The sequence below is a fragment of the Bacillus sp. FSL K6-0268 genome, assembly GCF_038005425.1.
In the GTDB taxonomy this organism is placed as follows: domain Bacteria; phylum Bacillota; class Bacilli; order Bacillales; family Bacillaceae_G; genus Bacillus_A; species Bacillus_A thuringiensis_S.
Window position 1 is genome coordinate 3,964,860 of the sequence record NZ_JBBOTF010000001.1, and the last position, 25,782, is coordinate 3,990,641.

A 25,782-nucleotide genomic window follows, 5' to 3' on the forward strand; every position below is an offset into this window, starting at 1 on the left:
CTTTATTAAACAGTAAAGGGGATGTTATATATGGCGTTTGAAATTCAAGGATTAAATAAAACATTTGGTGAATATAAAGCCGTTAATGATTTAAATATACGTGTAGAAGAAGGTGGGATTTTAGGGATGCTGGGCCGAAATGGTGCTGGTAAGACGACAACGATTCGTATGATCTTAGATTTAATCAAACCGGATAGCGGCCAAATTCTATGGAATAATCGCCCTTTTTCAAAGAAAGACCTATCTATTGGCTATTTACCAGAAGAGCGTGGATTATACCCGAAAATGAATGTAGTGGAGCAATTGGTGTATTTCGGCAAGTTAGAAGGAATGCCAGCTAATCTTGCAAAAAGGCATGCGTTACAATGGCTAGAAAAATTAGAAATGACACCACATTTAAAGAAGAAAACAGAGGAATTGTCAAAGGGAAATCAACAAAAAATCCAATTGATTTCAGCGATATTGCATAATCCGGAATTCATCATACTAGATGAGCCATTTAGTGGATTGGATCCTGTAAATGCAGAGATGTTAAAAAATGTTGTGCTCGAGTTAATCGCGCAAAGAAAAACGATTATCTTCTGTAGTCATCAAATGGACAGTGTAGAAACGTTCTGTGAGGAAATTTGTATTATGAAAAATGGTCAACTTGTATTATCGGGTGCCTTGTCAGATATTAAGAAAAGTTATCAATACAAATATATGACGTTGCAAACGGAAGGGGATATTGAACCTATTCTTAAGAATAAAAATTTCAATTTTGAAAAAGTTAATCGTACGTTCATGATTAAAGTTAATGATGGAGAGGATGCATTTTCGCTGCTTGAAGACATTAAAACTAAACAATATATCCGAGATGTTTCTATTAAAGAACCTTCTTTACATCAAATCTTTGTTGAAAAGGCGGGTGCATAAGTAATGAGGAATTTCTGGATTGTTTTAGGGCAAACGTATTGGGATCGTGTGAGGACGAAAATATTTATTGGGATGACATTGTTATTAATAGGGGGAGGGATATTCTTATTCTCCTTTCCAACTTTAGTACAAAAGTTTTCTGGAGAGAAAGAAAAAGCAAAAGTTGTATTTATTTCCGAAGCACCTAATGTTACTTTGGATCAATCTAATCTTAGTAAAGCTCTTCCAGAATGGGATTGGTCTTTAGGTGATAAAACAAAATTAAATCAATATAAGCAAGATTTGTTAGATAAGAAAGTCGAAGCGCTCTTTATATTAAAAGAGGGTGCGGGTGCTGAACCAGTATTAGATTACTTTATGAAGGTGGATAATCCTAAGTTGATTCAAAGTGCGCAGGTATTTGTACAAAATCAGTATTTTCAAAGTGCGGTAGTTAAACAACAGTTATCAGAAGAGGCTGTGAAATCACTGACGATGAACGTGCAAGCGAAAAAGCAAAACTTAAATAACGAAGAAACAAGCTCATTCTTACTGGTGTATTTATTAGTAGCGATTATGTACTTAGCAATTACTTCGTATGGAAATGCGATTGCTACAGCGGTAGCGTCAGAGAAGGCGTCGCGTGTTATGGAAGTGATGGTAACGAAGGTGTCGCCTGTTCACATGGTCTTTGGGAAGATATTAGGAGTCGGTCTTGCTAGTTTGACACAGTTATTTATTTTCTTCCTTAGTATGGCGCTATATATTAAATCTGGAATTTTTAAGGTATCGGATTCGTTTTTTGGAGTGAATATTGATGTAAATATGATTACAGGTGAGCATGCTGCATATTTCTTGTTATATTTTGTTCTCGGTTACTTCGTTTATGCGGCACTTTTCGCAGTGTTTGGTTCTATGGTAAGCAGGCCAGAAGAATTATCCGGAACAACGATGCCGATTACTCTTATATTGATGGGAAGCTTAGTGGTGGAGTTATTAGTAGTACTTGATAACCCTGAAGGGCTAGTATCAAGGGTGACATCATATGTTCCGTTTACAGCTCCAATTAGTATGGTAGTTAGGATTATTAATGGATCCGTTGGGAGTTTAGAAATTATTACATCTATGGTTGTATTACTAGCTAGCATTAGCTTAATTGCTATGTTTGCAGCGAAGGTCTATCCGAAAGGTGTATTAAGAAGTGGTAAGAGCCTTAAATTCATTCAATTGTTAAAAAATAATTAATTGCAGGGGGGAATAAATTATGGGATTTTTTTCGAAAAGAAAACAAAAAATGATGGATAGTAATAACGAGAGAAGCGTGAAAAAAATAGTTGAGTTGTCTGTGGAAGAGATGAGAGGAATTCAAGGAGCGTCTAGTGAATCGAACGATTATCTCTATGACTCCTATGTAATTAGGAATCAAAGTTCCTTAGCTTTAAATAAGAGGTTTCTTTCTTAATTAAGAATCGTAAAAGAGTAGTTAGGCATAGTGAAGTGTCACTATACCTAAACTGCTCTTTTTATTTTGGAATTGAACAGAGATAAATTTAATGTTGTTATATATAAAATTAAGGGTTACTATTAGTATGTGGTAACAAATAATTGAGTTTATTATTTTCTTTCAATATTATTCAAATTTCGGTTGTAAGTTGTAAATATCATTAATACATATAAATTAATAATATTTTGGAATGGGCGTCTGCGTGAGGATTCTCCTTTTACCAAACTTATTGTACAATAGAAACAAGGGGGAGATTAGTTTGAAGGCAAGTCTTTTACAAGAACAAAGCTTACGTTTGGCAATGACACAAGAGTTAAGGCAAGCGATTACAATGCTTCAGTATAATGTACAAGAATTATCGGAGTTTTTGTATGAGCAATCGTTAGAGAATCCCCTTATTGAGTTAGGTGGTTTTGAGAGGGAGAAGAAAAAGAGCTCTAACAACAGTAAAAGTACCAGCAAACAAGTCGAGAATCAGATGGAAATCTACAGTGTGGATTCTACAACGATTCAGCAACATTTATTAAATCAAATACAGTATTATAAAATAGATGAAGAAGAGCGGAAAGTGGCTTCTTTCATTATTATGAACATGGATGGAAACGGGTATTTACAAGAAACGAATGAAGAGTTAGCAGAGCTCCTTTCTGCGCATATTCATGTAGTTGACCGCTCTGTAGAGCTTGTCCAATCACTGGAGCCAGCAGGGGTAGGGGCGCGTAATATTCAGGAATGTTTAACCTTACAATTGAAGCGCTTACAAAGAAGGGATGGATTAGCGGAAGATATTGTAGAGGAGCACTTTGCTTATTTCGTGAAGAAGGATTGGCGAAAGCTCGTTCATGTGCTGAAGTGTAGTAATGAAGAATTACAATCGGCGGTGAACTGTATTACATCATTGCAGCCGAAACCGGGCCTTGCGTATTCTTCGGATAAACCACTGTATATTGTGCCTGACATGGCAGTGAAAAAAGAAGGCGATCGCCTCGTTTTACAGATGAATGAGAGAAATATGCCGAGAATTGAAATTCACTCTGAGTACAGTGCGCTTCTTAATAATAGTGAAAGTGAAGTAGCATCTTACGTTTCAGAAAAGTATCAGCATGTGCAATGGATTATGCGCAGTTTGAAACAGAGAAAACAAACACTTCTGCAAGTGATGACGATTATTATGGAAAAACAACGTGATTTCTTTTGGGAAGGTCCAGCGTATTTGAAGCCGCTCGCTTTAAAAGAGGTGGCGGAAGAGCTAAGTGTGCATGAGTCTACGATTAGTCGTGCAACAAGAAATAAGTATGTGCAAACGCCACACGGTTTATTTGAGATGAAATCGTTCTTTAGTAATGCAGTTTCGACGACAGAGGATGAGGCAGTTTCAACGAAGCGAGTGAAACAGTTTATTCAAACGCTTGTGGAAGCAGAGAATAAGAAAAAGCCACTCTCAGATCAAAAGATTTCAAAATTATTAGAAGAAGAGCATGAAATTGTTATTTCTCGAAGAACGGTGGCGAAGTATAGAGAACAAATGCATATCCCAGCTTCGTCATTGCGAAAAACAATCGGATAGGTGAAGAAGATGAAAGTTGTGCTGTATACAAAAAAGAATTGTGGTCTTTGCGTGCAGGCGAAACAAGTTTTGCAGGAAGTACAATGTGAATATTCTTTTCAAATCGAGGAAATAGATATATATGAAGATAATGACCTTTTAGAAAAATATCATTTAATGATTCCGGTTGTAGAAATAGACGGAAAACAAGTAGAATATGGTAACATTCACAAAGGTGTCATAATAAACTATATAAAGAATGCAGTTAAGAGTTGAATAAGTTTCTATCTCCTGTTACAATAATACACGTAGCAGGGATTATTTTTTTAACCTATGTGGGACACAAAATGTCACTACGGGACGTAAAGTGACCACCAAGGAAAAATGAACCAATGTAGTGAGGAGAAAAGATATGCGCTCATGGATTCAGAACACAAAAAAATTATTACCTGATCTGCTACCTGTTATGCAAACGAGAATGCAAATTCTTCAATACATTAGGCTCATGCAGCCGATTGGAAGAAGAAACTTATCAGCAAGCCTCGGTATGACAGAACGAGTATTGCGAAGTGAAGTTCAAGTTTTGAAAGAACAAAACTTAGTTCACGTCGCTTCTTCTGGAATGACTTTGACAGAAGAAGGAACAGCTTTAGTTCTTGCTTTGGAAGACTTTATGAAAGAAATTTCCGGGTTAAAGGTTTTAGAAAAGCAACTTAAGGAAACATTAGACTTGGATGAAGTTTTCGTTGTCCCTGGTGATAGTGATGAATCACCTTGGGTCAAACTGGAGATGGGCCGTGCTTGTGTGACTTGTATAAAAGACCGTCTGACAGCGAATAATATCGTTGCTGTGGCTGGAGGAACTACGCTAGCTGCTGCTGCGGACATGATGCAACTTGATTGTAAAGATTTACATATGCTATTTGTCCCAGCACGTGGTGGAATCGGAGAAGGTGTTGAATTAGAAGCCAATACCATTTGTGCCAAGATGGCGCAAAATACGATGAGTAATTATCGCTTATTGTATGTTCCAGACCATGTTAGTAGCGAAGCATATGCGTCTATTGTGACAGAGCCTTCCGTGAAAGAAGTTCTTGAGTTGATTCGATCTTCCAATATCGTCATTCATGGAATAGGTGATGCGTTAACAATGGCACGTCGCAGAAGTACTTCGGAAGCAGATTGGTTAAAGATTCAAGCAAGCGAAGCAGTTGGTGAAGCTTTCGGTTACTACTTTAATGAAGAAGGAAATGTTGTTCATAAAGTAAGAACAGTTGGTATGCAATTAGAGGATTTACAAAATGTATCTCACGTTGTTGCAGTCGCTGGAGGTTCTTCAAAGGCAAAAGCAATACAGGCTGTAATTAAACAAGGGCACACTTCAATTCTAATTACAGATGAAGGTGCAGCAAAACAGTTAACAAAGGGTTTTACCCTTTAATATAATCCCCCAAGGAGGAAATTCAAATGACTAAAATTGGTATTAATGGATTTGGACGTATCGGACGTAACGTATTCCGCGCAGCTCTTAACAACTCTGAGGTAGAAGTAGTAGCAATCAACGACTTAACAGATGCTAAAACATTAGCTCACCTTTTAAAATATGACACAGTTCACGGAACTTTAAATGCAGAAGTATCTGCTAACGAAAACAGCATCGTTGTTAACGGTAAAGAAATTAAAGTTATCGCTGAGCGTGACCCAGCTCAATTACCATGGAGCGACTACGGAGTAGAAGTAGTAGTAGAATCTACTGGCCGTTTCACTAAAAAATCAGACGCTGAAAAACACTTAGGTGGATCAGTTAAGAAAGTTATCATCTCAGCTCCAGCTTCTGACGAAGATATCACTGTAGTTATGGGTGTTAACCACGAACAATACGATGCAGCTAACCACAACGTAGTATCTAACGCTTCTTGTACTACAAACTGTCTAGCTCCATTCGCTAAAGTATTAAACGAAAAATTCGGCGTAAAACGCGGAATGATGACAACAATTCACTCTTACACTAACGACCAACAAATCTTAGACTTACCACACAAAGATTTACGTCGTGCTCGTGCAGCAGCTGAAAACATGATCCCAACATCTACTGGTGCAGCTAAAGCTGTAGCATTAGTATTACCAGAACTTAAAGGTAAATTAAACGGTGGCGCTGTACGTGTTCCAACTGCTAACGTTTCTCTTGTTGACTTAGTTGTTGAACTTGACAAAGAAGTAACAGTTGAAGATGTAAACGCAGCATTCAAAGCAGCAGCTGAAGGCGAATTAAAAGGTATCCTTGGATACAGCGAAGAGCCATTAGTATCTATCGACTATAACGGATGTACAGCTTCTTCTACAATCGATGCATTATCTACAATGGTAATGGAAGGTAACATGGTTAAAGTACTTTCTTGGTACGATAACGAAACTGGTTACTCTAACCGCGTAGTAGACTTAGCAGCTTACATGACTTCTAAAGGTCTTTAATTCTTAATTATATAAGCAATCAATGACAAAACGAGGGAGAGGGTTTGTTCCCTCTCTCTCTTCTTTCGTTTTAAAAGCAAATGTGTTAAGCTTTTGAATGGGTTTTGTCAATCCTAACTAGTAGTCGGAGGGAAATCCAATGAACAAAAAATCAATTCGTGACGTAGATTTAAAAGGTAAGCGTGTATTTTGCCGCGTTGATTTCAACGTACCTATGAAAGAAGGCAAAATTACAGATGAAACTCGTATCCGTGCAGCTCTTCCTACAATTCAATATTTAGTAGAGCAAGGTGCGAAAGTTATTTTAGCAAGCCACTTAGGCCGTCCAAAAGGTCAAGCGGTAGAAGAATTACGTCTTACTCCAGTAGCAGCACGTTTAGGCGAGCTTCTTGGTAAAGATGTTAAAAAAGCAGACGAAGCATTCGGACCAGTTGCACAAGAAATGGTTGCAGCAATGAACGAAGGCGACGTATTAGTTCTTGAAAACGTACGTTTCTATGCGGGCGAAGAAAAGAACGATGCAGAACTTGCGAAAGAATTTGCAGCACTTGCTGACATCTTCGTAAACGATGCATTCGGTGCAGCTCACCGTGCTCACGCTTCTACAGCAGGTATCGCAGACTACCTACCAGCAGTATCTGGTCTATTAATGGAAAAAGAGTTAGATGTATTAGGTAAAGCACTTTCTAACCCAGAACGTCCATTTACAGCTATTATTGGTGGTGCGAAAGTAAAAGATAAAATCGGTGTAATTCGTCATCTATTAGACAAAGTAGATAACTTAATCATCGGTGGCGGACTTGCTTACACGTTCGTTAAAGCTTTAGGTCATGAAATTGGTCTATCTCTATGTGAAGACGACAAGATTGAACTAGCTAAAGAATTTATGCAACTTGCAAAAGAAAAAGGCGTAAACTTCTACATGCCAGTTGATGTTGTAATCACTGAGGAATTCTCTGAAACTGCAACAACTCAAATCGTTGGTATCGACTCTATCCCTTCTAACTGGGAAGGCGTAGACATCGGTCCTAAAACACGTGAAATTTATGCAGATGTAATTAAAAACTCTAAGCTTGTTGTATGGAATGGACCAATGGGTGTATTCGAAATGACTCCATTCGCAGAAGGTACAAAAGCAGTAGGACAAGCATTAGCAGATGCAGAAGATACATACTCTGTTATCGGCGGTGGTGACTCTGCAGCAGCTGTTGAAAAATTCGGTATGGCTGATAAAATGAGCCACATTTCTACTGGCGGCGGTGCGTCATTAGAATTCATGGAAGGTAAAGAGCTTCCAGGTGTAGTTTGTCTTAACGACAAATAAGTAGCAGCCAAAGAAAAAGGACGGTGCAAAGCATGCGTAAACCAATTATCGCAGGTAACTGGAAAATGAATAAAACTCTATCTGAAGCAGTTAGCTTCGTAGAGGAAGTTAAAGGTCAAATCCCAGCAGCTTCAGCTGTTGATGCAGTAGTTTGCTCTCCAGCTCTATTCTTAGAGCGCCTTGTAGCAGCAACTGAAGGAACTGATTTACAAGTAGGTGCACAAAACATGCACTTCGAAAAAAATGGTGCATTCACTGGCGAAATTAGCCCAGTAGCACTTAGCGACTTAAAAGTAGGCTACGTAGTACTTGGCCACTCTGAGCGTCGTGAAATGTTTGCTGAAACAGACGAATCAGTAAACAAAAAGACTCTAGCAGCATTTGAACATGGTTTAACACCAATCGTATGTTGTGGTGAGACTTTAGAAGAGCGCGAAAGCGGAAAAACATTTGATCTAGTAGCAGGTCAAGTGACAAAAGCACTTGCAGGTTTAACAGAAGAGCAAGTTAAAGCAACTGTTATCGCTTATGAGCCTATCTGGGCTATCGGTACAGGTAAATCTTCTTCTTCTGCAGATGCAAATGAAGTATGTGCGCACATCCGTAAAGTTGTTGCAGAAGCTGTTTCTCCAGAAGCTGCAGAAGCTGTTCGTATTCAATACGGCGGTAGCGTAAAACCAGAAAACATTAAAGAGTATATGGCACAATCTGACATCGACGGCGCTTTAGTTGGCGGTGCTAGCTTAGAGCCTGCTTCGTTCTTAGGTCTTCTGGGGGCGGTAAAATGAGAAAGCCAACAGCTTTAATCATCCTTGACGGTTTCGGACTTCGTGAAGAAACTCACGGGAATGCTGTAGCACAAGCTAAGAAACCTAATTTTGATGGTTACTGGAACAAATTCCCTCATACAACGCTTACAGCTTGTGGTGAGGAAGTAGGTCTTCCAGAAGGTCAAATGGGTAACTCTGAGGTTGGTCACTTAAATATTGGTGCTGGCCGCATAGTATATCAAAGCTTAACACGCGTAAACGTTGCAATTCGTGAAGGTGAGTTCGATCAGAACGAAACATTCCAAAATGCAATTAAAAGCGTAAAAGAAAAAGGTACTGCTCTTCATTTATTCGGTTTACTTTCTGATGGTGGTGTGCACAGTCACATGAACCATATGTTTGCTCTTCTTCGCTTAGCAGCAAAAGAAGGCGTGGAGAAAGTTTATATCCATGCATTCTTAGACGGCCGCGATGTTGGACCACAAACAGCAAAAGGTTATATCGATGCAGCAAATGAAGTAATTAAAGAAACAGGAGTAGGACAATTCGCGACTATCTCTGGTCGTTATTACTCCATGGACCGTGACAAGCGTTGGGATCGCGTAGAAAAATGTTACAGTGCCATGGTGAATGGTGAAGGCCCTACTTATAAATCAGCAGAAGAGTGTGTAGAAGACTCTTATGCGAACGGTATCTATGATGAATTCGTATTGCCGTCTGTAATTGTTAACGAAGATAACACGCCAGTTGCAACAATCAATGATGATGATGCAGTTATCTTCTATAACTTCCGTCCAGACCGTGCAATTCAAATTGCTCGTGTATTTACAAACGAAGACTTCCGTGAGTTCGATCGTGGTGAAAAAGTACCTCACATTCCAGAATTCGTATGTATGACACACTTCAGTGAAACTGTGAATGGTTACGTGGCATTCAAGCCAATGAACCTTGATAACACTTTAGGTGAAGTTGTTGCGCAAGCGGGATTAAAGCAACTTCGCATCGCGGAAACCGAAAAGTATCCGCACGTTACATTCTTCTTTAGCGGTGGTCGTGAGGCTGAATTCCCAGGAGAAGAGCGTATCTTAATTAACTCACCGAAGGTTGCAACGTATGACTTGAAACCTGAAATGAGCATTTACGAAGTAACGGACGCTTTAGTAAATGAAATCGAAAATGATAAACATGATGTTATCATTCTTAACTTTGCAAACTGTGATATGGTTGGCCATTCTGGGATGATGGAACCAACAATTAAAGCAGTAGAAGCAACTGACGAATGTTTAGGAAAAGTTGTAGAAGCGATTCTTGCAAAAGATGGTGTAGCACTTATTACTGCTGACCATGGTAATGCCGATCAGGAGTTAACTGCTGATGGCGAGCCGATGACAGCTCATACAACTAACCCGGTTCCTTTCATCGTTACAAAAAATGATGTAGAGCTTCGTGAAGGTGGTATTTTAGGAGATATCGCTCCAACAATGCTTACACTTTTAAATGTGGAACAACCGAAAGAAATGACAGGTAAAACAATTATTAAATAATTTGCTTATATAAAAAGGAGAGAATTTATTATGTCAACAATTATTGATGTTTATGCTCGCGAAGTCCTTGACTCTCGTGGTAACCCAACTGTAGAAGTAGAAGTTTACACAGAAAGCGGTGCTTTCGGACGCGCTATCGTACCAAGTGGTGCATCTACTGGTGAGCACGAAGCAGTAGAATTACGTGACGGTGACAAATCTCGTTACCTTGGTAAAGGTGTTGTTAACGCAGTAAACAACGTTAACGAAATTATCGCTCCAGAAATCGCTGGTTTCGATGTAACTGACCAAGCTGGTATCGACCGTGCTATGATCGAATTAGACGGCACTCCAAACAAAGGTAAACTAGGCGCTAACGCTATCCTTGGTGTATCTATGGCAGTAGCTCACGCAGCAGCTGACTTCGTAGGTCTTCCATTATACCGTTACCTTGGTGGATTCAATGCAAAACAATTACCAACTCCAATGATGAACATCATCAACGGTGGTTCTCACGCTGATAACAACGTTGACTTCCAAGAGTTCATGATCTTACCAGTTGGTGCTCCAACATTCAAAGAATCAATCCGTATGGGTGCTGAAGTATTCCATGCACTTAAAGCTGTATTACATGACAAAGGTCTTAACACTGCAGTAGGTGACGAAGGTGGATTCGCTCCAAACCTTGGTTCTAACCGTGAAGCTTTAGAAGTAATCATCGAAGCTATCGAAAAAGCTGGTTACAAAGCTGGCGAGAACGTATTCTTAGGAATGGACGTTGCTTCTTCTGAGTTCTACAACAAAGAAACTGGTAAATATGACCTTGCAGGCGAAGGCCGTACTGGCTTAACTTCTGCAGAAATGGTTGATTTCTACGAAGAGCTTTGCAAAGACTTCCCAATCATCTCTATCGAAGATGGTTTAGACGAAAACGACTGGGATGGTCACAAATTATTAACTGAGCGTATCGGTGATAAAGTACAATTAGTTGGTGACGATTTATTCGTAACTAACACTCAAAAACTTGCTGAAGGTATCGAAAAAGGTATCTCTAACTCAATCTTAATTAAAGTTAACCAAATCGGTACTTTAACTGAGACTTTCGAAGCTATCGAAATGGCTAAACGTGCTGGTTACACAGCAGTTGTATCTCACCGTTCTGGTGAAACTGAAGATGCTACAATTGCTGACATCGCAGTTGCAACTAACGCTGGCCAAATCAAAACTGGTTCTATGAGCCGTACTGACCGTATTGCTAAGTACAACCAATTATTACGCATCGAAGACGAACTAGGCGAAATCGCTGTTTACGATGGTATCAAATCTTTCTACAACATCAAACGATAATTGTAGAAAATAAAAAACGGCTGAACTTAGTCATACAAAGCGATTGCGTACGGTTTGAATTATGTGATACAAAAACATGAATTTAGTCGTACAATAATTATTGCTTTTGACCTCCTATTTATATGTGGTAATCCACAATAAGTAGGAGGTTTTTTATATGTTAATAATGGATTTATTGAAGGAATTTACTTTTGATTTAAAAATAAAGAATTATGCACCTCGGACAATTGAAACGTATAATTATAATGCTGTTCAATTGATTAGTTATTTGAGCGAACAACATGAGATATCTGAAATTGAAGATATTTCCTCTTTGCATATTAAAAAATTTATTCAGTATCAATTAGAGGTAGGGAATAAACCAAGTTATATTAACACTATGATTAAATCGCTTCGAGCTTTTTATTTGTATTTGGTGGCAGAAGAATATGTAACGTTGAATGTTTTAGCAAAGATAAAATTACTTAAAGAGGATAAAACCGTTATTAAAACATTTACGGACAAAGAAGTAGCAAAAATGATTGAAGCATACGATTTTAAAACATATTTAAATGCTCGTAACAAACTTATAATTGCTATGTTTACTGATACAGGTATCAGAATGACAGAGTTAATTAACCTGCAATCAAGCTGGATTCATGATACTAATATGAAGATACTTGGAAAAGGTAGTAAGTGGCGTTATGTTCCTGTTAGTTTGATGTTAAGAAAGTACATGATACGTTATGAAAGGGTTAAAGAAGCTTACTTCAAAAAGAAAATAATAGAACATGATAATTATTTTCTGTCTCGAAGTGGTAAACCATTATCAGGTGTGCAAATTGAGAATATTGTTAGGAGGGCAGGTGAAAAAGCTCATGTTAGAGAAGAGATACGATGCTCTCCTCATACATTAAGACATTATGCTATCCAATCTAATTTGAGAAATGGGCTTGATTTGTATAGTTGTTCAAAGATAGCTGGACATGAGAATATTCAAGTAACTAAGCGTTATCTGCAAGGGATTGAAACAGAAAATATTATGGAGATGGCATTAAAAACTAGTCCTTTAATGAATTTATAGGTGGTTACAGTTGCAAATCCTTTCCCCTGCATATTTCTTTATAATCAAATTGAATGTGAAAAGCCTGTTCCTATGGGAAGGGCTTTTATTGTTATTCAGCTGATGAAAATACATACAGACTGTATATAGAACATTAATATCTATCCACAATTATTAGTGAGTAGGCTTTTACTACTCATAAAGACCCATCTTCAAAATATATATAAGTAAACAATTTGAGGAGTGGTGCTAAATGAGTGAAATTAAGTGTTTGGTTTGTGGAGGGAAGCATTTTCGTAAAGGCTACTATGATGTAGATGTAAATGTTGAGATTTACTCCACTGCTTATAATGACGTCGGTGTTAGAAGCAGTAGTTTTGATGATGTACACATAGACGTAGATGTAGATATAAATACTTCAATTCATAATGAAGTCGATGAAAGTGCAGATATTTCCTTTAAGTTAATATCTGAGGAGGATAATAAGTATGTTCGATATGATAAATCTATTGAGCTTTATAAATATAATTGTGAGAAATGTGGGTTCATCATGAGTTTTACAGAAGAAAAAAACGTAGAAAGTATATTTGAAGAAAAGAAGCGTAAGCAAAAGGAAAGAACGTATGATTGGTCAGGTTTTGGGGAGTAATCATCATCACAGAGTGGATTTGGTAGGAAAAGATTAAGATAAATAATTATTTCGCACTCACCGAATGGTAAAAAGTATTTGAATTTTGGACATGGATTACTAAGCACTAGAGAAATAGAATGAAATATTTACTTGCGGTAGCTACTTCGTAGCTCCGCATAGACCTCACTTCGTTCGGTGGGCTACGCCCTACTTTTACAGCAATCTATTCTTGGTATTTCAAGATAAACAATAATTTTAATGTTTATCTTGAAAATGTTCTTAATTGAGCGGGAATAAATAACATAGTATCATTATAGTGTCAATAGTTATGTAACGTGTTTTTTGATTTTTTGCGTAATTTATGATATAATATTATTTGTAGTCAGGTTTAAGTGACTATAAAAACCAAAAACATTAAGAACTAATTAAATAAAACATTAAAAGAAACAAGCCAAACACAAAATTACCCTTTTTTATTAATGAGGTTATTTTGTGTTTTTTTTGTTTGCACTATTGAATTGATGGTAAGGGAGTGAAAGAAGAATAATTCTGATTAAGCCGTTTTGGTACTTTTTCGGCTAGGCTTTGGGAAACGATAGTTTTCCAAAGGATGGTGATAAAAAGTACATATCTGAAAGAAATGGGTAAACCAAATTACTCGTAATAATATATAAATTTATATTGTAGGTGATTTGGTTTACCTGTGGGATAAATATTAAAAAGAAAGAGGATTTATAATTGAAGGAAAGAGTAATTACTAGAAAAGAAGCAGTGGAAATATATGGGTCGGAACAATGTCGAAAGCACTTTGAAAAATACAAAAAATTTACTAATAAGAAAATAGAAGATGCCTTAATTAAGACCTTAAAACAATATTATAAACAGGTTGAAAAAGAAAAACAGGGTAATGCAGTTGTATATATCTTAAGAGAGGAAAGAGAAGAGATTGCAGTTCGTGAAGATAATCGAGCTAGCAATGGTGCTTGGAGTATTCCATACACAAAGAATATGGATATTATGGTTGTTTCAGTATTAGAGCAAGGGTTGATTGTAGAAACCGCTCAAACATTAAGTAAGTGGAGTTTAGATTTTGGGTTAATTACGCCTAAAATGTATGAATTGCTACATGCAAAATATAATGAATCTATAAAAGAACAAAATCTAAAAGATTTAAAAAACAATAATATAATTTATGAGGGTGAAGAGCGAATTTTAAATGATTTTATACATGATATACAAAAAATACAGAACCAGTTAGCGGGTACATTGAACAGGATGCAAAAAGCGAAAATTATTGAATATTTCCCTGTATATAAAGGTTTTGTCAAAGAGGAAAGGAAAACAGTTAATTTACATGAAAATACGGTTAAAAAAATTGTAAGTTTACGAAGAGAATTGATGAAACAATATGATGTAAACGAATGGTACCTAAATGTATATAGTAATACCAAAAAATCCCGCAATTACTATGAAGAGTGGGAGGAAAAACTATCAAAAATAAAAGATGAAAATGGAGTGACTTTAGGTTTAAGTTATTGGTATAAAACCTATGCTATTATATTGAAGGCCAGTGAAAAAAGAATAATTAGTTATTTGGAAAAATACAATAAAGATGTTATTGAACTATATAAGAAAGATGAACAGATATTCTTAGTTGAGAACGAAGATACATTTCATAATGAAAGAAAAAATTATGTGGTAAAAGAAGCGAAAAAAAGAGAAGATAGCTTCATGGAGGAAAAGACAAAAATCATAACTTTAAATGAGACAGTTGCACAGATTTATGGAATAAAAAAATTAGAAGTAAAATATCGTAATAAGAGACCTGATTTTACGTATGATGAAAGTTATTATGCTTTATATTTTAAGGAACTGTACGCAAAACGAATCAAAGAATTACAAGAATACTATGGATATACTTTCAAATGAACAAGGTGGTTTTTGGAATTTTCGATTAACCTTATATAACATAAATATAACATATAATGCTAATCAAGCATTTCAAACACAAATTGATAAAATAAAACCCCATTGTTATTAATGGGGTTTTAACTGTATAAAATGGGATTTTTATGTACAATACTTCCGTGCACATGAAAAATTCGTTACGTGTGTTTTGGGTAAAATACTTGTTAATTAAGAAGTTTTTACGTGTGTTACCGTATGCTTTATAAATTGACATCATAGTGTAAGAGTGGAAGGATTATGATTGCTTCCACTCTATTAGTTGCTTAATGATTTCGAATATTTTTCTTTGCTCAACCACATTAAGTTCTTGAAGTAACTTAATAATATTTTGATAAGGTAATGAGTTATTATCTTCAATACTACATTTTGAAGGTTCGACAAAAGAAAAAAATTCTTCCAAGGTGATATCTAATGCTGTAGTAATCACGTTTAAACTTGAAACGGTTAAATTTTTTTCTCCACGTTCTACTTGTCCTATATATGTAGGATGCAATCCAGCTTTGAATGCCAATTCCTCTTGACTTAATTTTTTATTCTTTCTTAGTATTCGAATTTGTAAACCAATAATATTAATTAAATTATCCATGTATATTTACACCCCACACCTAACATAAGGTGTAAATAATACCGATTCGATATACTATTGATATTATTTATTGAAAGAAATATACTATAGATATTATAATTGATTGGTTTTTACATATTTAAAGGGGGAAAGTAAATGGAGAAAACGAAAATAAATAGTTTAATTCAAAACAAAAAAATATATTTTTCGTTGTATTAGCTCTTATTTTGCTTATAACAGCTTTAGGCATTGGAATGAAATTGAGTTTTAATAATGTCAAAGTAGCTTTAAATGATAAAAAAATCAGATTAGAAGAAATAGAAAAAGAGGTAGTAAAAAACAAAAGCAAAGTAAAGAAATAAAGGAGCTATGTAAATGTTGAAAAAATGGGGAACTATATTATTGATAGTAGCATTAATGAATGGCTGTTCTGCTAAAAACAATGGGAATGCTAATGAAGAATCCCAAAATAAACAAACCGAAGAGGTGGATACTAAAGAAGTCACTAAAGAGCAAGAACGTCAAACTACAAATTCACCTCATATTAAAAACGAAAATGGTGCAGATGAACGTTTAATTAATGGATTAAGTATATGTACACCATTGTTTAAGGAAGTAAAGGAGAAAGTTGCTCAAGCTAATAATTTGGATAAGAAAACAATAGACCCGCAAAAAGTAGAGGAAGCAATTGCGAAGAGTGAGGAGATTTACAAGTGCGTTGAGAATAACATGAATAATGTATCAGGTACTGTAAAATATGCGAAAACTCGAGATACGTTTTTTGCTAGCATGCAAGAGTTAATAAAATTTAAAAACAAATCAAAACTTTTCCTGCAAAACAACAATTTCAATGATTACATAGAAGCAATAGCTCACTTCACTAAATCCTTAGAAAAAATAGATGAAACAGTTTCCATATATCAAGAAGAACAGAGATAATAGAGTGGCTAAGTTTATATGAAAAATTGGAATGGATATAAGTGCAAAATAAAAAATTGTAAAAGGACTGATGTAGAAGTCAGTCCTTTTGTTGGGATATGATAAAATTGAATTAATATTTTATCTATAGTGAGTAGACAAAGTAGTCTTAAAAGGAAACAATTATCTAATGTTGAATTATTAAATAATAATGACCATTTTGTTAAAGAGGTACTCATCTATACAGAGCTTCTAAAATAAATCAGGGTTTGAAATGCTAAAGACAAATCTTGCGACGGGCAATTTGTTAATTCGAATATGACTTTGTTTATTAACAGTTAAACATATATCTCCATTTCTTCTTTCTACATTACCTACACAATATAATTCAATAACATTTCCAGCATCGAGATGTTTTTTTACTACTTTAAACATTGAATCTATGTTTCTAGCTGAATTATTGAAGAAGTTTTCTTCAAAATAAATGTTTGCTTCTTTATTATTTCTTTTCAATTTAAATATAGCTCGATTTTCTTCGATATTAATAGAACTCACTTTTTCATATAAGGCGGTTGCTGTATTAATATCATCTTCATTTAACAAAGATAAATTATAACGTCTTTTTACACTGGGTGCTCTTTTTCCTTCTTCTGTTGTAGTAGCATTATTATCAGTAGTAGGCCTTGTATTATCAGTAAGTTCTGAGTTCTGAGATTCATCAGTAACTTGATTAACTTTTTTCCTTTTCCCTCTAGCTCTTTGTTTTTCAAGTCTTAATTTTTTTTCTTCCTCTGTTTCATCAATAGAATTAATTAAATTTCTTAATACATTATTAATATGTGTATCAGTTAGACCAACAGAGCTACTAGCTAAACTCTTTTTTTTAGCTTTTTGCTTTTCTCTTTTAAAAAAATCTGTACAATCAGTTGAATGATTGCTCATTGGCCATGTTTTAAAGTGAGCAATCCTTTGCCCTCTTGGTACATACTCAATTTTTGCTGGGCAACCTTCAAAAGCACAATATAAATTCCTTTTTACAATATCAAAGTCGTGCCTTTTATCGATATCATCTAGAGTTATTTCCTCATATTCATCCCCGTTTTTATATAAGACTAATTCTATTGTTGCCATTTATACCCCTCCTTGATTATTTTGTAATTAAATTTTGAAAATTCTATTATTTATTTTTATGAAGTTTTGATAAATTGTATATGCGTATAATATATTTTATTACAAATTAATTCCTTTTTCAACAAAACACACTCTACTGTCGGTTTTATTTCATTTCTCTTTTTGAGTGTCTGTTTACAGTACAGCTATTTCATTTTGAGGAGCATCTAATTTTATAGATTTTTATTTTTAAAATTAACTTGCTAGATTATAGGTTTTTACGATGTTATTAATTAAATTCATACAAATTAATTTGTATGACACTAATTTCAAAGTAATGTATCATTTGAGTACACCTTATTGATACATTCAGGGACGATTGATATACTTAGGTTATAGATGTCTCATATACATGTATCAAAACATAAAGGTGGAATTGATATGAAATATGGTTATGGTCGTGTGTCATCAGCAAGCCAAAATTTAAGTGTACAAATTAAACAACTGCAAGAAGCTGGATGTGACACTATCTTTAAAGAGAAAGTTAGTGGAAGAAAGAAAGAGAAAAGAGAGCAGTTCAACCTACTTCTTGAGACAATAGAAGAAGGTGATACTATTGTTGTTACTAAGTTAGACAGGTTTGCTAGAAGTACGAAGGATGCTTTAAACACAATTGAATATTTAAACAGTAAAGGTGTTTCACTTATTGTTTTGAACATGGGTGGAGATAAGATTGATACCAGTACAGCAATTGGTAAGTTAATGATTACGGTTCTAGCTGGTATAGCTGAATTTGAAGCTGACATGATTAAAGAAAGACAATTAGAGGGCATTGAAGAAGCTAAGAAAAGAGGTGTTTATAAAGGAAGGCCTAAGAAGTATACAGAGAACAATAGAGGTTTACAGTATGCTCTGGAGTTATTTCATAGCAGAGCAACTAATAAGCTGACTGTTAAAGAGATTGAAGAGATAACTAAGATAAGTAGAGCGACTCTCTATAGAGTAGCAAGAGAAAGAGGAATTAAGAAATAAGGTGAAATACTATGTAGAGAAAAGGAAGTGCGGGGTACATATCACCAATGTTAACGCGGTACATATCGAATATTGTATAAGCACATCTGCCCTTGCACTCTGATTAAAAATATAAGGTAGTAAATGAATAGGAAATTTCGCTAAATTCAAGTATTAAATATAACATGGAAAAATACAACGTAAGTGAAATTAGAAAAGTTACAAGTATTTCAAAGGATATTTTTTATACAGAAATAGAAAATAGGTGATGGAAACCCTGATTTATAAATAAGTATTGTTTTTACATAAAGTTACATAATTTTTCTGATTCGGTTATTGTTTGAATAGAATGTAAAATGTATAGTAAATATATACGGATGTTCATTCGGAATAATTATTGATGAGGTGGAAAATATGGACGAGTTAACTAGAGGTACGTGGATTGTAAATACAGTGAAGCATTTGGGAGAAATAAAACAAAACACTTCTGAATTAGCATTTTTTGAAGCAACAGAACAAGCTGGAAAAGCAGGAGCATTTTTAGGGCGTTTAGTAGCTGATAAACAGGAGATAATTAATAGTAAGAGTGCAAAGGTGTTTGCTAGACAATCTAGTATATCACCTGGTGAATTAGTAACATATCTATCATACTTAAAAAAAGAAGGAAAAGTGGATTTTAGTGTGGATGAAATGGGGAGGGCTAAGGAAATTGAAGTATACTGCTTCTCAGGTAAAGAAGCACTAGAAACCGTTTCTTCGTTATATGATAAACTTGGTCCAGAGGAAGAGGAAAGGGCTAGTTTATTAGGATTACAAGAAACTTTTGTATTACCTCGCTATCCAGATGAATTAAAGGAAGTTCTTACCCAAAAAGGAATCGGTGAGGAGTGTGCTGATACGACGATAAAGTTACAGGAGACTTTTGGATTGGTAAGGGCAAGTGGTAAGGGGGAAGAAACAGTTCTATATAATGAATATTCGTTTAATGGTGACCCGCACAGAGTGTTAAAAGCTTTATCAGGTCTAAAGGATTCTGAACGCGATATGGCCCAAGAAGTACAGAAATTAGTAACTGAAAATCAAGGGTTTCTTTTGGAGAGTATTCCTCAACATATTAAGCCAGAAATAGTACAAATGATGGAGGGGATTGGATTATTAGATGGTGTTACTGTACAATCACAATTTGGTTCAGCTACATTCTTCACAACCCCTCAAATAAGGGGACAAGGTGTAGGGAATTTTAGTTTATCAGAAGACGTATTTCATAAGGCGAAGGTATTGTTAAGCTGTTTAAGATATGGACAAACTAAGTCCACATCGGGAAGAGGACGAATCTCTACACTTGATAAAATGCTAAATATTATAAATAAGTTATTAAGAGGACAATGGGTTGGACCAGCTACAGCGATTGGACAGGACTATGCTTTACTCGAAATTGATGGAGTTATTCAAACTAGACCATCTCAACCGTACGGTTTTGAGATGAAATTACGCCAACAAGAAGTCGGTGAGATTGTTCGTCAAATGATAACTTATAATAAAGTAAGTCTTGAAGCAGAAGAAAATATTGGTGATTTGCTAAAATACCAGCCAACAGGATGTATTATACCTGAGACAAGAAAAAATCAAATTTTAGCGAAATCAACTGCTCCTGTAGAATCAATGCGAAATAAATTGCTCTTGAATTTAAGGAGAGGAGCTAGATAGTATGTCTTTCTCGAATAAAACAGACAAAAAAGGTTTTGGATTTGAGTATGATGTATCAGATATGTTTCAAATGCAGGGTTACCTTACTAGAAGGGGAGTGCCATTACAATATGGCACTACAAATCAAGATGCTACTGATGTAGATGTCTTTGGGGTAAAGTTTATTGGACTCTTTGAAAAACATATAATTGTTTGTGATTGTAAAAATAAGGCTAGGGCTAAACCATACGAGAGAATTTTTTGGGCAAAGGGATTGGGAGAGTTTGTTAAAGCTTCAAATGTATATGTAGCATTAACTAAGACACAACCTGAGATAATTGAGTTTGCAAGTATGGGTGGAGTCAAGGTGTTAACTAGTGATATAATTTCTCAATACTCAAACCTAGATAATCCATATGGACTGGCAGATGCTTCATATTTTGGAGAATTTGAAAAGAAGGTAGAAAAGATTCTAAAACGAAATAACATTATTAGCAGTATTTTTACTAATTATAAGAAGCTTTTTCTACATAATAATCCTTACCTTGCTTTAAATATTGCTATAGCAGATATTGAAGAAATTACTAGAGAGCTTAAATTTTTTCCAGACAGTAAGGATGAAGTTAATCTAGTATTAAGATATCTTGTTTGTGAACTTACTTCTATTGTCGGCTTCCAATTGCTTTCAATTAGTTCAGATGTTTTGGGATTACCTGAAAGCAGAAGAAGGGAACATATTAGAAATAAACTAACCTTTGGTGAAATGGAACCAAGAATTGTGCTTAACCTAATGGAAAATGCTAGTGATTTAGCCAATGAAATTATAAAATCATCAGTTCCAAAATCTGTTGCACCAAAGCTGGTTGATTTTGGTCCAATCGAAGCCCCATCATATGCTGATAGTATTGTTGGATTAGTAGAGAGGGCTTTAGCAAGACCGCAAATGTATTTAAATATGCCCCAACTATTAGACTTTATGTTGTTTGAACAAGGGTTTAAGGGTAAAGAGTATTCAGAAGAAGAATTTATAAAAATATTTGGACATGGAATGTCTGATGAAAGAATAAAAGCTCCTCGAAATATTTTAGCCTTTATCAGAGGTATTTGTGGCATTGATTGGCAAGTTATTTGGGGTAAAAATAAAAGTGACTCTACTGAACAATCTGAGGGTGCGGTTAGTAAAAGTAATACAGAATTGAAAAAAGAGAAACCAGTGTCAAAAGATATAAAAAAAGAAGTGGAACTAAAACCAATAACAAATCAAGATGCAAAAGAAATAGATAGCAAAAATAAATGAAATAATGCCACCTAACTTCCAAGTGGAGGGTGGCATTTTTGTTATTAAAGTTAATTATGTTATGTGTAGATGTTCACTGAACTGTATCATAAATAAAAAAATACAAGACGATAGAAAAGTTTTAAAATTTAACGGTCTTTAATGAAGAGGGATATTTTCCGATTGATAGTGAGTGCTTTATAATTATATGTATTATCAAGGTATGAATCACATTTGGATTTTAAGGGTTGTTTTGGTTTGATGATATATACAGCTGTGATATAATTGAACTAGTTCGTACAAGTATTAATGTATGAATAAATGTTATTGATGAGCTAAGCAGTACAAGCATATATAAATAGGAAGAGACAAGTTAAATAATATTGTTTTTATCATGTTTTTATAAAAATTCTATGAGCCGTACTGACCGTATTGCTAAGTACAACCAATTATTACGCATCGAAGACGAACTAGGCGAAATCGCTGTTTACGATGGTATCAAATCTTTCTATAACATCAAACGATAATTGTAGAAAATAACGACAGACCGTGAGAAATCACGGTCTGTTTTTTTTATGCTAAAATTGTTCGCCCGTCATAAGTGACATGAAATGTTTGAAGAAGCGGTTATAATCAAAATCAATTGCGATTTGATGACTCGGCCAATCAATAAATGGCTTAGATTCTCCTAAAGAGCGAAATTCTCCAATGCTTGCCCCCTGCGCATAAGATTCTGTCATGACAACGATAGGTGATTTGTGATAGGTAAACATAGAGTTATCAAGTAAAGCGAGTATTGGCATTGTGTCATGGAAGGGGCTACCCTTTAAATGTGGTAGGGCGTCTTTATAATATCCGTAGTAATAATGATCGAATAAAGGTTTGACAAGTGGGGCTTTTCCTTTTGTTTCAATATACTCCGCCATCTCGGGTGTAATGACGGAATATTGGGTGACGTTTAATGGGTATATGTACATGTTAGCTGTAGATTGGAGGACTATATTAGCAGCAGTAGGATCGCCATAAAAGTTTGCTTCGGAAATAGGGGTAACATTACCAGGGTGTAAAAAGGCACCGCCCATTACGTAGTAAGATTTAACTTGCTTCATTAACTGTTGACATACGATGAATAAAATTGCTAGGGAGGTAAGTCTTCCTAAACTTACAATGATTAATTCATCTTTATACTGCTCAATAAGAGGAATAACTTCAAAAAAATTCTCCATTTCTCCGTTAGTCACATTTACCTTTGGAATAATTGGCCCGAGCCCCTGTTTCCCATGTACATCCGTAAAAAACGCAGGTGGGGCACCAGTAAGAGGACGTTCTGAACCACCGAATATCTTGATATTTCTATTCTTTGTTTCGTTATTAAAAAAATGAGCATTTTGTACGGCTATTTTTTTCGGGACATTGCCGTAATCAGCAACAATACCGATAATTTCTATTTCATCAATAAAGAAAGCTAAGAGGAGAGCCATCGTATCATCAATCCCAGGATCACAAAAAATGAGAACTTTTTTTGGCATATGTTCACCACCTATCTTGTTTATCCCTTACAAACCCGCTTGATGAGGGCTAACAATCAGTATGGATGTGGGAATCCTCATGGATTAAAGTTTCACTTTATATATATGTAAGCTTAAGGATAAAAAGATTATTTTATTGAAATAATAGTCTTATAAATTCAGAAAATAAAAACTTTTTATATTAGGTCAAGGTTTTTGACGTAATTTTCGTTTGGAAATGCAGTCATATCAAGGTTGTAAGCGTATAACACAGGCTGTTTTTGCTGTCAAGTTGATAAATTGCAGCTTTTTACAATTTATACTATGATAAAGATATTAACAGAAGATCGTATAAACATGAGGGATGATGAACATGAAATTTACAAAGATTCTTGTCCAAATTGCTGCTCTTTACGTGTTTTATATGGTTGGAACTTGGGTGCAAGAAATGCTAAATATTCCAATTCCAGGAAGTTTGATTGGGATGTTCCTCTTACTTGTTTTACTTAGCCTAAAAGTTCTTCCAGTGAAATGGTTCGATTTAGGAGCAGAAACACTCGTTGCTATTATGCCGTTTTTATTAATTCCGCCAACGCTTGGCTTAATGAATTACGGTGCTTTTTTTATGAGTAAAGGAATTTCTCTTTTCATTACAGTTGTAGCGAGTACATTTTTAATTATTATTGTCGCAGGACATACAGGACAATATCTTGCGAATAGGAAGGAAAGAGAGTCGCGATGAGCCAAATATTAATCGGAATCGGTTGGGTTCTTTTTACGGTGCTATTATATCAATTATCTAAAAAAATCTATAAATTATTTCCAACACCATTCACCATTCCAATGCTTGTAGCAACAGGATTAATGGCTTTCCTATTTATCGTGCTTGATATACCATATCAACATTATATGGAAAGTGGTGGTGGCTGGATTGCAAAGCTACTTGGACCCGGTGTTGTAGCATTTGCAATTCCTCTTTATAAACAACGTCATGTTCTGCAAAAGTATGTTGTACCGATTGCCGGCGGGGTATTAGTAGGTACAACAGTTGCAATCGCTAGTGATTTTGCCATTGCTTCACTTATGGGAACAGATAAAAGCTTAATCTTATCGTCTTTACCAAAATCGGTGACAATGCCAGTTGCGATGAGCGTTTCTGAACAAGTTGGTGGTGTACCTTCCTTAACAGCAGCTTTCGTTGTTATCGCAGGTATTACTGGAACGATTACAGGACCTCTCTTATTAAAATGGAGCCGTGTTACAAACTCAGTTGGTAAAGGTATCGGATTTGGATGTGCTTCTCATATTATGGGCGTTATGAGAGCGATGAAAAATAACGAACATGAAGGTGTTATTGGATCGGTAACAATGACATTAACAGCAATTTTGACATGTTTACTTGGACCGTTATTTGCAATGATGTTTATGTAATGGAAGAAAAGCGGGAGCGACTCTATAGCTCTCGCTTTTCTATAGGATTTATGCTACAGTTACAATAACTGAATCTTTGTAGGAGGTACGCCAAGTGCATACGTTATTATCCGTTTTACTTATTACTGTATCAATTTTAATGATTGTTATGGTACTTATGCAGTCTAGTAATAGCTCAGGCCTTTCAGGTGCAATTTCAGGCGGTGCAGAGCAATTATTTGGTAAGCAAAAAGCACGTGGAATTGAAGCAGTATTAAACCGTATCACAATTGTTTTAGCTGTATTGTTCTTTGTATTAACAATTGCTGTTACGTACTTAAACTTATAGAATTGAAAGAAGAAGCGTTAGTAAGATGTACTAATGGTTCTTCTTTTTTGTTTTGCCATTTGAAAGATGTTTCTAATTAGATTATAGAAATATAAATATGGTACACTAGATATAGAAAGAATACGACTAGATTACAGAAGAGAAAGAGGAGAAGTACATGATGAAATTAGCATCTCCGAAACCATTTACATTTGAGGGTGGAGACCGCGCTGTTTTATTACTACATGGATTCACAGGGAACTCAGCTGATGTACGTATGTTAGGGCGTTTCTTAGAGAAGAAAGGCTACACTTGTCATGCGCCAATTTATAAAGGGCACGGTGTACCACCAGAAGAGCTTGTTCATACAGGCCCTACAGATTGGTGGCAAGATGTAACGGAGGCATATCAGCTTTTAAAAGATAAAGGTTTTGAGAAAATTGCTGTTGTTGGATTGTCACTTGGCGGCGTATTTTCTTTAAAATTAGGTTATACAGTACCGGTTTTAGGTGTAGTACCAATGTGTGCACCGATGTATATTAAGAGCGAAGAAACGATGTACCAAGGTATATTGGCATATGCCCGCGAATATAAAAAGCGTGAGCAAAAGTCACCAGAGCAAATCGAACAAGAAATGTTGGAATTCCAAAAGACACCGATGAATACATTAAAAGCATTACAACAATTAATTGCTGACGTACGTAACAATGTGGATATGATTTATGCACCAACATTTGTTGTACAAGCACGTCATGACGAAATGATTAATACAGATAGTGCTAACATTATTTATAACGGTGTAGAATCTACGTTAAAAGACATTAAATGGTATGAAGACTCTACGCATGTCATTACACTTGATAAACAACGTGATGAGCTACATGAGGATGTATATAACTTCTTGGAGCAACTAGATTGGTAAGGTCTAGTTGAACCCATTAATATCAAG

Annotated in this window: 25 protein-coding genes and 1 pseudogene; 23 read left to right on the plus strand and 3 right to left on the minus strand. The window is 35.3% G+C overall.

Features of this window, described 5'->3' with window-relative positions:
* Positions 1 to 30 precede the first annotated feature (30 nt).
* The 14 genes from MHI28_RS20375 (at position 31) to MHI28_RS20440 (ending at position 14,982) form a co-directional block, all read left to right on the plus strand.
* On the plus strand, positions 31 to 915 hold the full coding sequence (locus MHI28_RS20375) for an ABC transporter ATP-binding protein (RefSeq protein ID WP_000863495.1): 885 nt from the start codon (positions 31 to 33) through the stop codon (positions 913 to 915).
* Between the two features lie 3 nt (positions 916 to 918).
* The gene (locus MHI28_RS20380; RefSeq protein ID WP_001243601.1) at positions 919 to 2,139 is read left to right on the plus strand and encodes an ABC transporter permease; all 1,221 of its coding nucleotides are present in this window, start codon (positions 919 to 921) and stop codon (positions 2,137 to 2,139) included.
* Between the two features lie 19 nt (positions 2,140 to 2,158).
* Positions 2,159 to 2,356: a hypothetical protein gene (locus MHI28_RS20385; RefSeq protein ID WP_000505575.1), complete on the plus strand. Its 198-nt coding sequence runs from the start codon at positions 2,159 to 2,161 to the stop codon at positions 2,354 to 2,356.
* 301 nt (positions 2,357 to 2,657) lie between these two features.
* Positions 2,658 to 3,965, plus strand: a complete 1,308-nt coding sequence (gene rpoN, locus MHI28_RS20390) for an RNA polymerase factor sigma-54 (RefSeq protein ID WP_000647951.1) — start codon at positions 2,658 to 2,660, stop codon at positions 3,963 to 3,965.
* A gap of 9 nt (positions 3,966 to 3,974) precedes the next feature.
* Positions 3,975 to 4,220 (plus strand): glutaredoxin family protein, encoded by a 246-nt coding sequence (locus MHI28_RS20395; RefSeq protein WP_000869737.1) that lies wholly within the window; start codon positions 3,975 to 3,977, stop codon positions 4,218 to 4,220.
* Between the two features lie 136 nt (positions 4,221 to 4,356).
* Positions 4,357 to 5,385, plus strand: coding sequence for a gapA transcriptional regulator CggR (gene cggR / locus MHI28_RS20400; RefSeq protein ID WP_001258185.1), 1,029 nt, complete (start codon positions 4,357 to 4,359; stop codon positions 5,383 to 5,385).
* A gap of 26 nt (positions 5,386 to 5,411) precedes the next feature.
* Positions 5,412 to 6,416, plus strand: a complete 1,005-nt coding sequence (gene gap, locus MHI28_RS20405; RefSeq protein ID WP_000161234.1) for a type I glyceraldehyde-3-phosphate dehydrogenase — start codon at positions 5,412 to 5,414, stop codon at positions 6,414 to 6,416.
* A gap of 139 nt (positions 6,417 to 6,555) precedes the next feature.
* Complete coding sequence (locus MHI28_RS20410; RefSeq protein ID WP_001036332.1) at positions 6,556 to 7,740, plus strand: phosphoglycerate kinase; 1,185 nt, start codon at positions 6,556 to 6,558, stop codon at positions 7,738 to 7,740.
* A gap of 32 nt (positions 7,741 to 7,772) precedes the next feature.
* Positions 7,773 to 8,528: a triose-phosphate isomerase gene (tpiA, locus tag MHI28_RS20415; protein WP_001231042.1), complete on the plus strand. Its 756-nt coding sequence runs from the start codon at positions 7,773 to 7,775 to the stop codon at positions 8,526 to 8,528.
* Positions 8,525 to 10,054 carry a 2,3-bisphosphoglycerate-independent phosphoglycerate mutase gene (gene gpmI / locus MHI28_RS20420; RefSeq protein WP_001231141.1) on the plus strand — a complete coding sequence of 510 codons (1,530 nt, stop codon included), beginning with the start codon at positions 8,525 to 8,527 and terminating at the stop codon, positions 10,052 to 10,054. The genes tpiA and gpmI overlap by 4 nt, the downstream gene beginning before the upstream one ends.
* Before the next feature lie 30 nt (positions 10,055 to 10,084).
* Positions 10,085 to 11,380, plus strand: a complete 1,296-nt coding sequence (eno, locus tag MHI28_RS20425; RefSeq protein ID WP_000103951.1) for a phosphopyruvate hydratase — start codon at positions 10,085 to 10,087, stop codon at positions 11,378 to 11,380.
* A gap of 157 nt (positions 11,381 to 11,537) precedes the next feature.
* Complete coding sequence (locus tag MHI28_RS20430; protein ID WP_340828250.1) at positions 11,538 to 12,443, plus strand: tyrosine-type recombinase/integrase; 906 nt, start codon at positions 11,538 to 11,540, stop codon at positions 12,441 to 12,443.
* 232 nt (positions 12,444 to 12,675) lie between these two features.
* A complete protein-coding gene (locus tag MHI28_RS20435; protein ID WP_098436725.1) occupies positions 12,676 to 13,071 on the plus strand; it encodes a hypothetical protein in 396 nt (131 codons plus the stop codon).
* A gap of 720 nt (positions 13,072 to 13,791) precedes the next feature.
* Positions 13,792 to 14,982, plus strand: a complete 1,191-nt coding sequence (locus MHI28_RS20440; protein WP_340828251.1) for a hypothetical protein — start codon at positions 13,792 to 13,794, stop codon at positions 14,980 to 14,982.
* A gap of 274 nt (positions 14,983 to 15,256) precedes the next feature.
* Here the strand turns inward: MHI28_RS20440 and MHI28_RS20445 are convergent, their stop codons facing one another.
* Complete coding sequence (locus MHI28_RS20445; RefSeq protein WP_069297208.1) at positions 15,257 to 15,607, minus strand: helix-turn-helix domain-containing protein; 351 nt, start codon at positions 15,605 to 15,607, stop codon at positions 15,257 to 15,259.
* Between the two features lie 354 nt (positions 15,608 to 15,961).
* On the opposite strand from MHI28_RS20445, the gene MHI28_RS20450 reads away from it, so the two are divergent.
* Positions 15,962 to 16,525, plus strand: coding sequence for a hypothetical protein (locus tag MHI28_RS20450; protein WP_098436727.1), 564 nt, complete (start codon positions 15,962 to 15,964; stop codon positions 16,523 to 16,525).
* 231 nt (positions 16,526 to 16,756) lie between these two features.
* Here MHI28_RS20450 and MHI28_RS20455 read toward each other — a convergent pair whose 3' ends face one another.
* Positions 16,757 to 17,635 carry a hypothetical protein gene (locus tag MHI28_RS20455; protein WP_340828252.1) on the minus strand — a complete coding sequence of 293 codons (879 nt, stop codon included), beginning with the start codon at positions 17,633 to 17,635 and terminating at the stop codon, positions 16,757 to 16,759.
* A gap of 420 nt (positions 17,636 to 18,055) precedes the next feature.
* On the opposite strand from MHI28_RS20455, the gene MHI28_RS20460 reads away from it, so the two are divergent.
* The 4 genes and pseudogenes from MHI28_RS20460 to MHI28_RS20475 all read left to right on the plus strand — a co-directional run.
* Entirely contained in the window at positions 18,056 to 18,646 is a 591-nt protein-coding gene (locus MHI28_RS20460) for a recombinase family protein (protein ID WP_340828253.1), read from the plus strand.
* A gap of 393 nt (positions 18,647 to 19,039) precedes the next feature.
* Entirely contained in the window at positions 19,040 to 20,332 is a 1,293-nt protein-coding gene (locus MHI28_RS20465) for a hypothetical protein (protein ID WP_340828254.1), read from the plus strand.
* Position 20,333: 1 nt separating this feature from the next.
* Positions 20,334 to 21,608, plus strand: a complete 1,275-nt coding sequence (locus MHI28_RS20470; RefSeq protein WP_168410703.1) for a hypothetical protein — start codon at positions 20,334 to 20,336, stop codon at positions 21,606 to 21,608.
* 389 nt (positions 21,609 to 21,997) lie between these two features.
* A pseudogene (locus tag MHI28_RS20475) lies at positions 21,998 to 22,114 on the plus strand (hypothetical protein); the annotation flags it as partial.
* Between the two features lie 51 nt (positions 22,115 to 22,165).
* Here the strand turns inward: MHI28_RS20475 and MHI28_RS20480 are convergent.
* Complete coding sequence (locus MHI28_RS20480; protein ID WP_001125038.1) at positions 22,166 to 23,116, minus strand: nucleoside hydrolase; 951 nt, start codon at positions 23,114 to 23,116, stop codon at positions 22,166 to 22,168.
* A 352-nt stretch (positions 23,117 to 23,468) separates the two neighbouring features.
* Between MHI28_RS20480 and MHI28_RS20485 the strand changes: the two genes are divergently transcribed.
* The 4 genes from MHI28_RS20485 (at position 23,469) to estA (ending at position 25,755) form a co-directional block, all read left to right on the plus strand.
* Positions 23,469 to 23,837 carry a CidA/LrgA family holin-like protein gene (locus tag MHI28_RS20485; protein WP_000673222.1) on the plus strand — a complete coding sequence of 123 codons (369 nt, stop codon included), beginning with the start codon at positions 23,469 to 23,471 and terminating at the stop codon, positions 23,835 to 23,837.
* Positions 23,834 to 24,526: an LrgB family protein gene (locus MHI28_RS20490; protein WP_000078304.1), complete on the plus strand. Its 693-nt coding sequence runs from the start codon at positions 23,834 to 23,836 to the stop codon at positions 24,524 to 24,526. Before MHI28_RS20485 ends, MHI28_RS20490 begins: the two co-directional genes overlap by 4 nt.
* A 94-nt stretch (positions 24,527 to 24,620) precedes the next feature.
* The gene (secG, locus tag MHI28_RS20495; RefSeq protein WP_000557266.1) at positions 24,621 to 24,854 is read left to right on the plus strand and encodes a preprotein translocase subunit SecG; all 234 of its coding nucleotides are present in this window, start codon (positions 24,621 to 24,623) and stop codon (positions 24,852 to 24,854) included.
* 160 nt (positions 24,855 to 25,014) lie between these two features.
* Positions 25,015 to 25,755 (plus strand): carboxylesterase, encoded by a 741-nt coding sequence (gene estA / locus MHI28_RS20500; RefSeq protein WP_000761986.1) that lies wholly within the window; start codon positions 25,015 to 25,017, stop codon positions 25,753 to 25,755.
* Positions 25,756 to 25,782 lie beyond the last annotated feature (27 nt).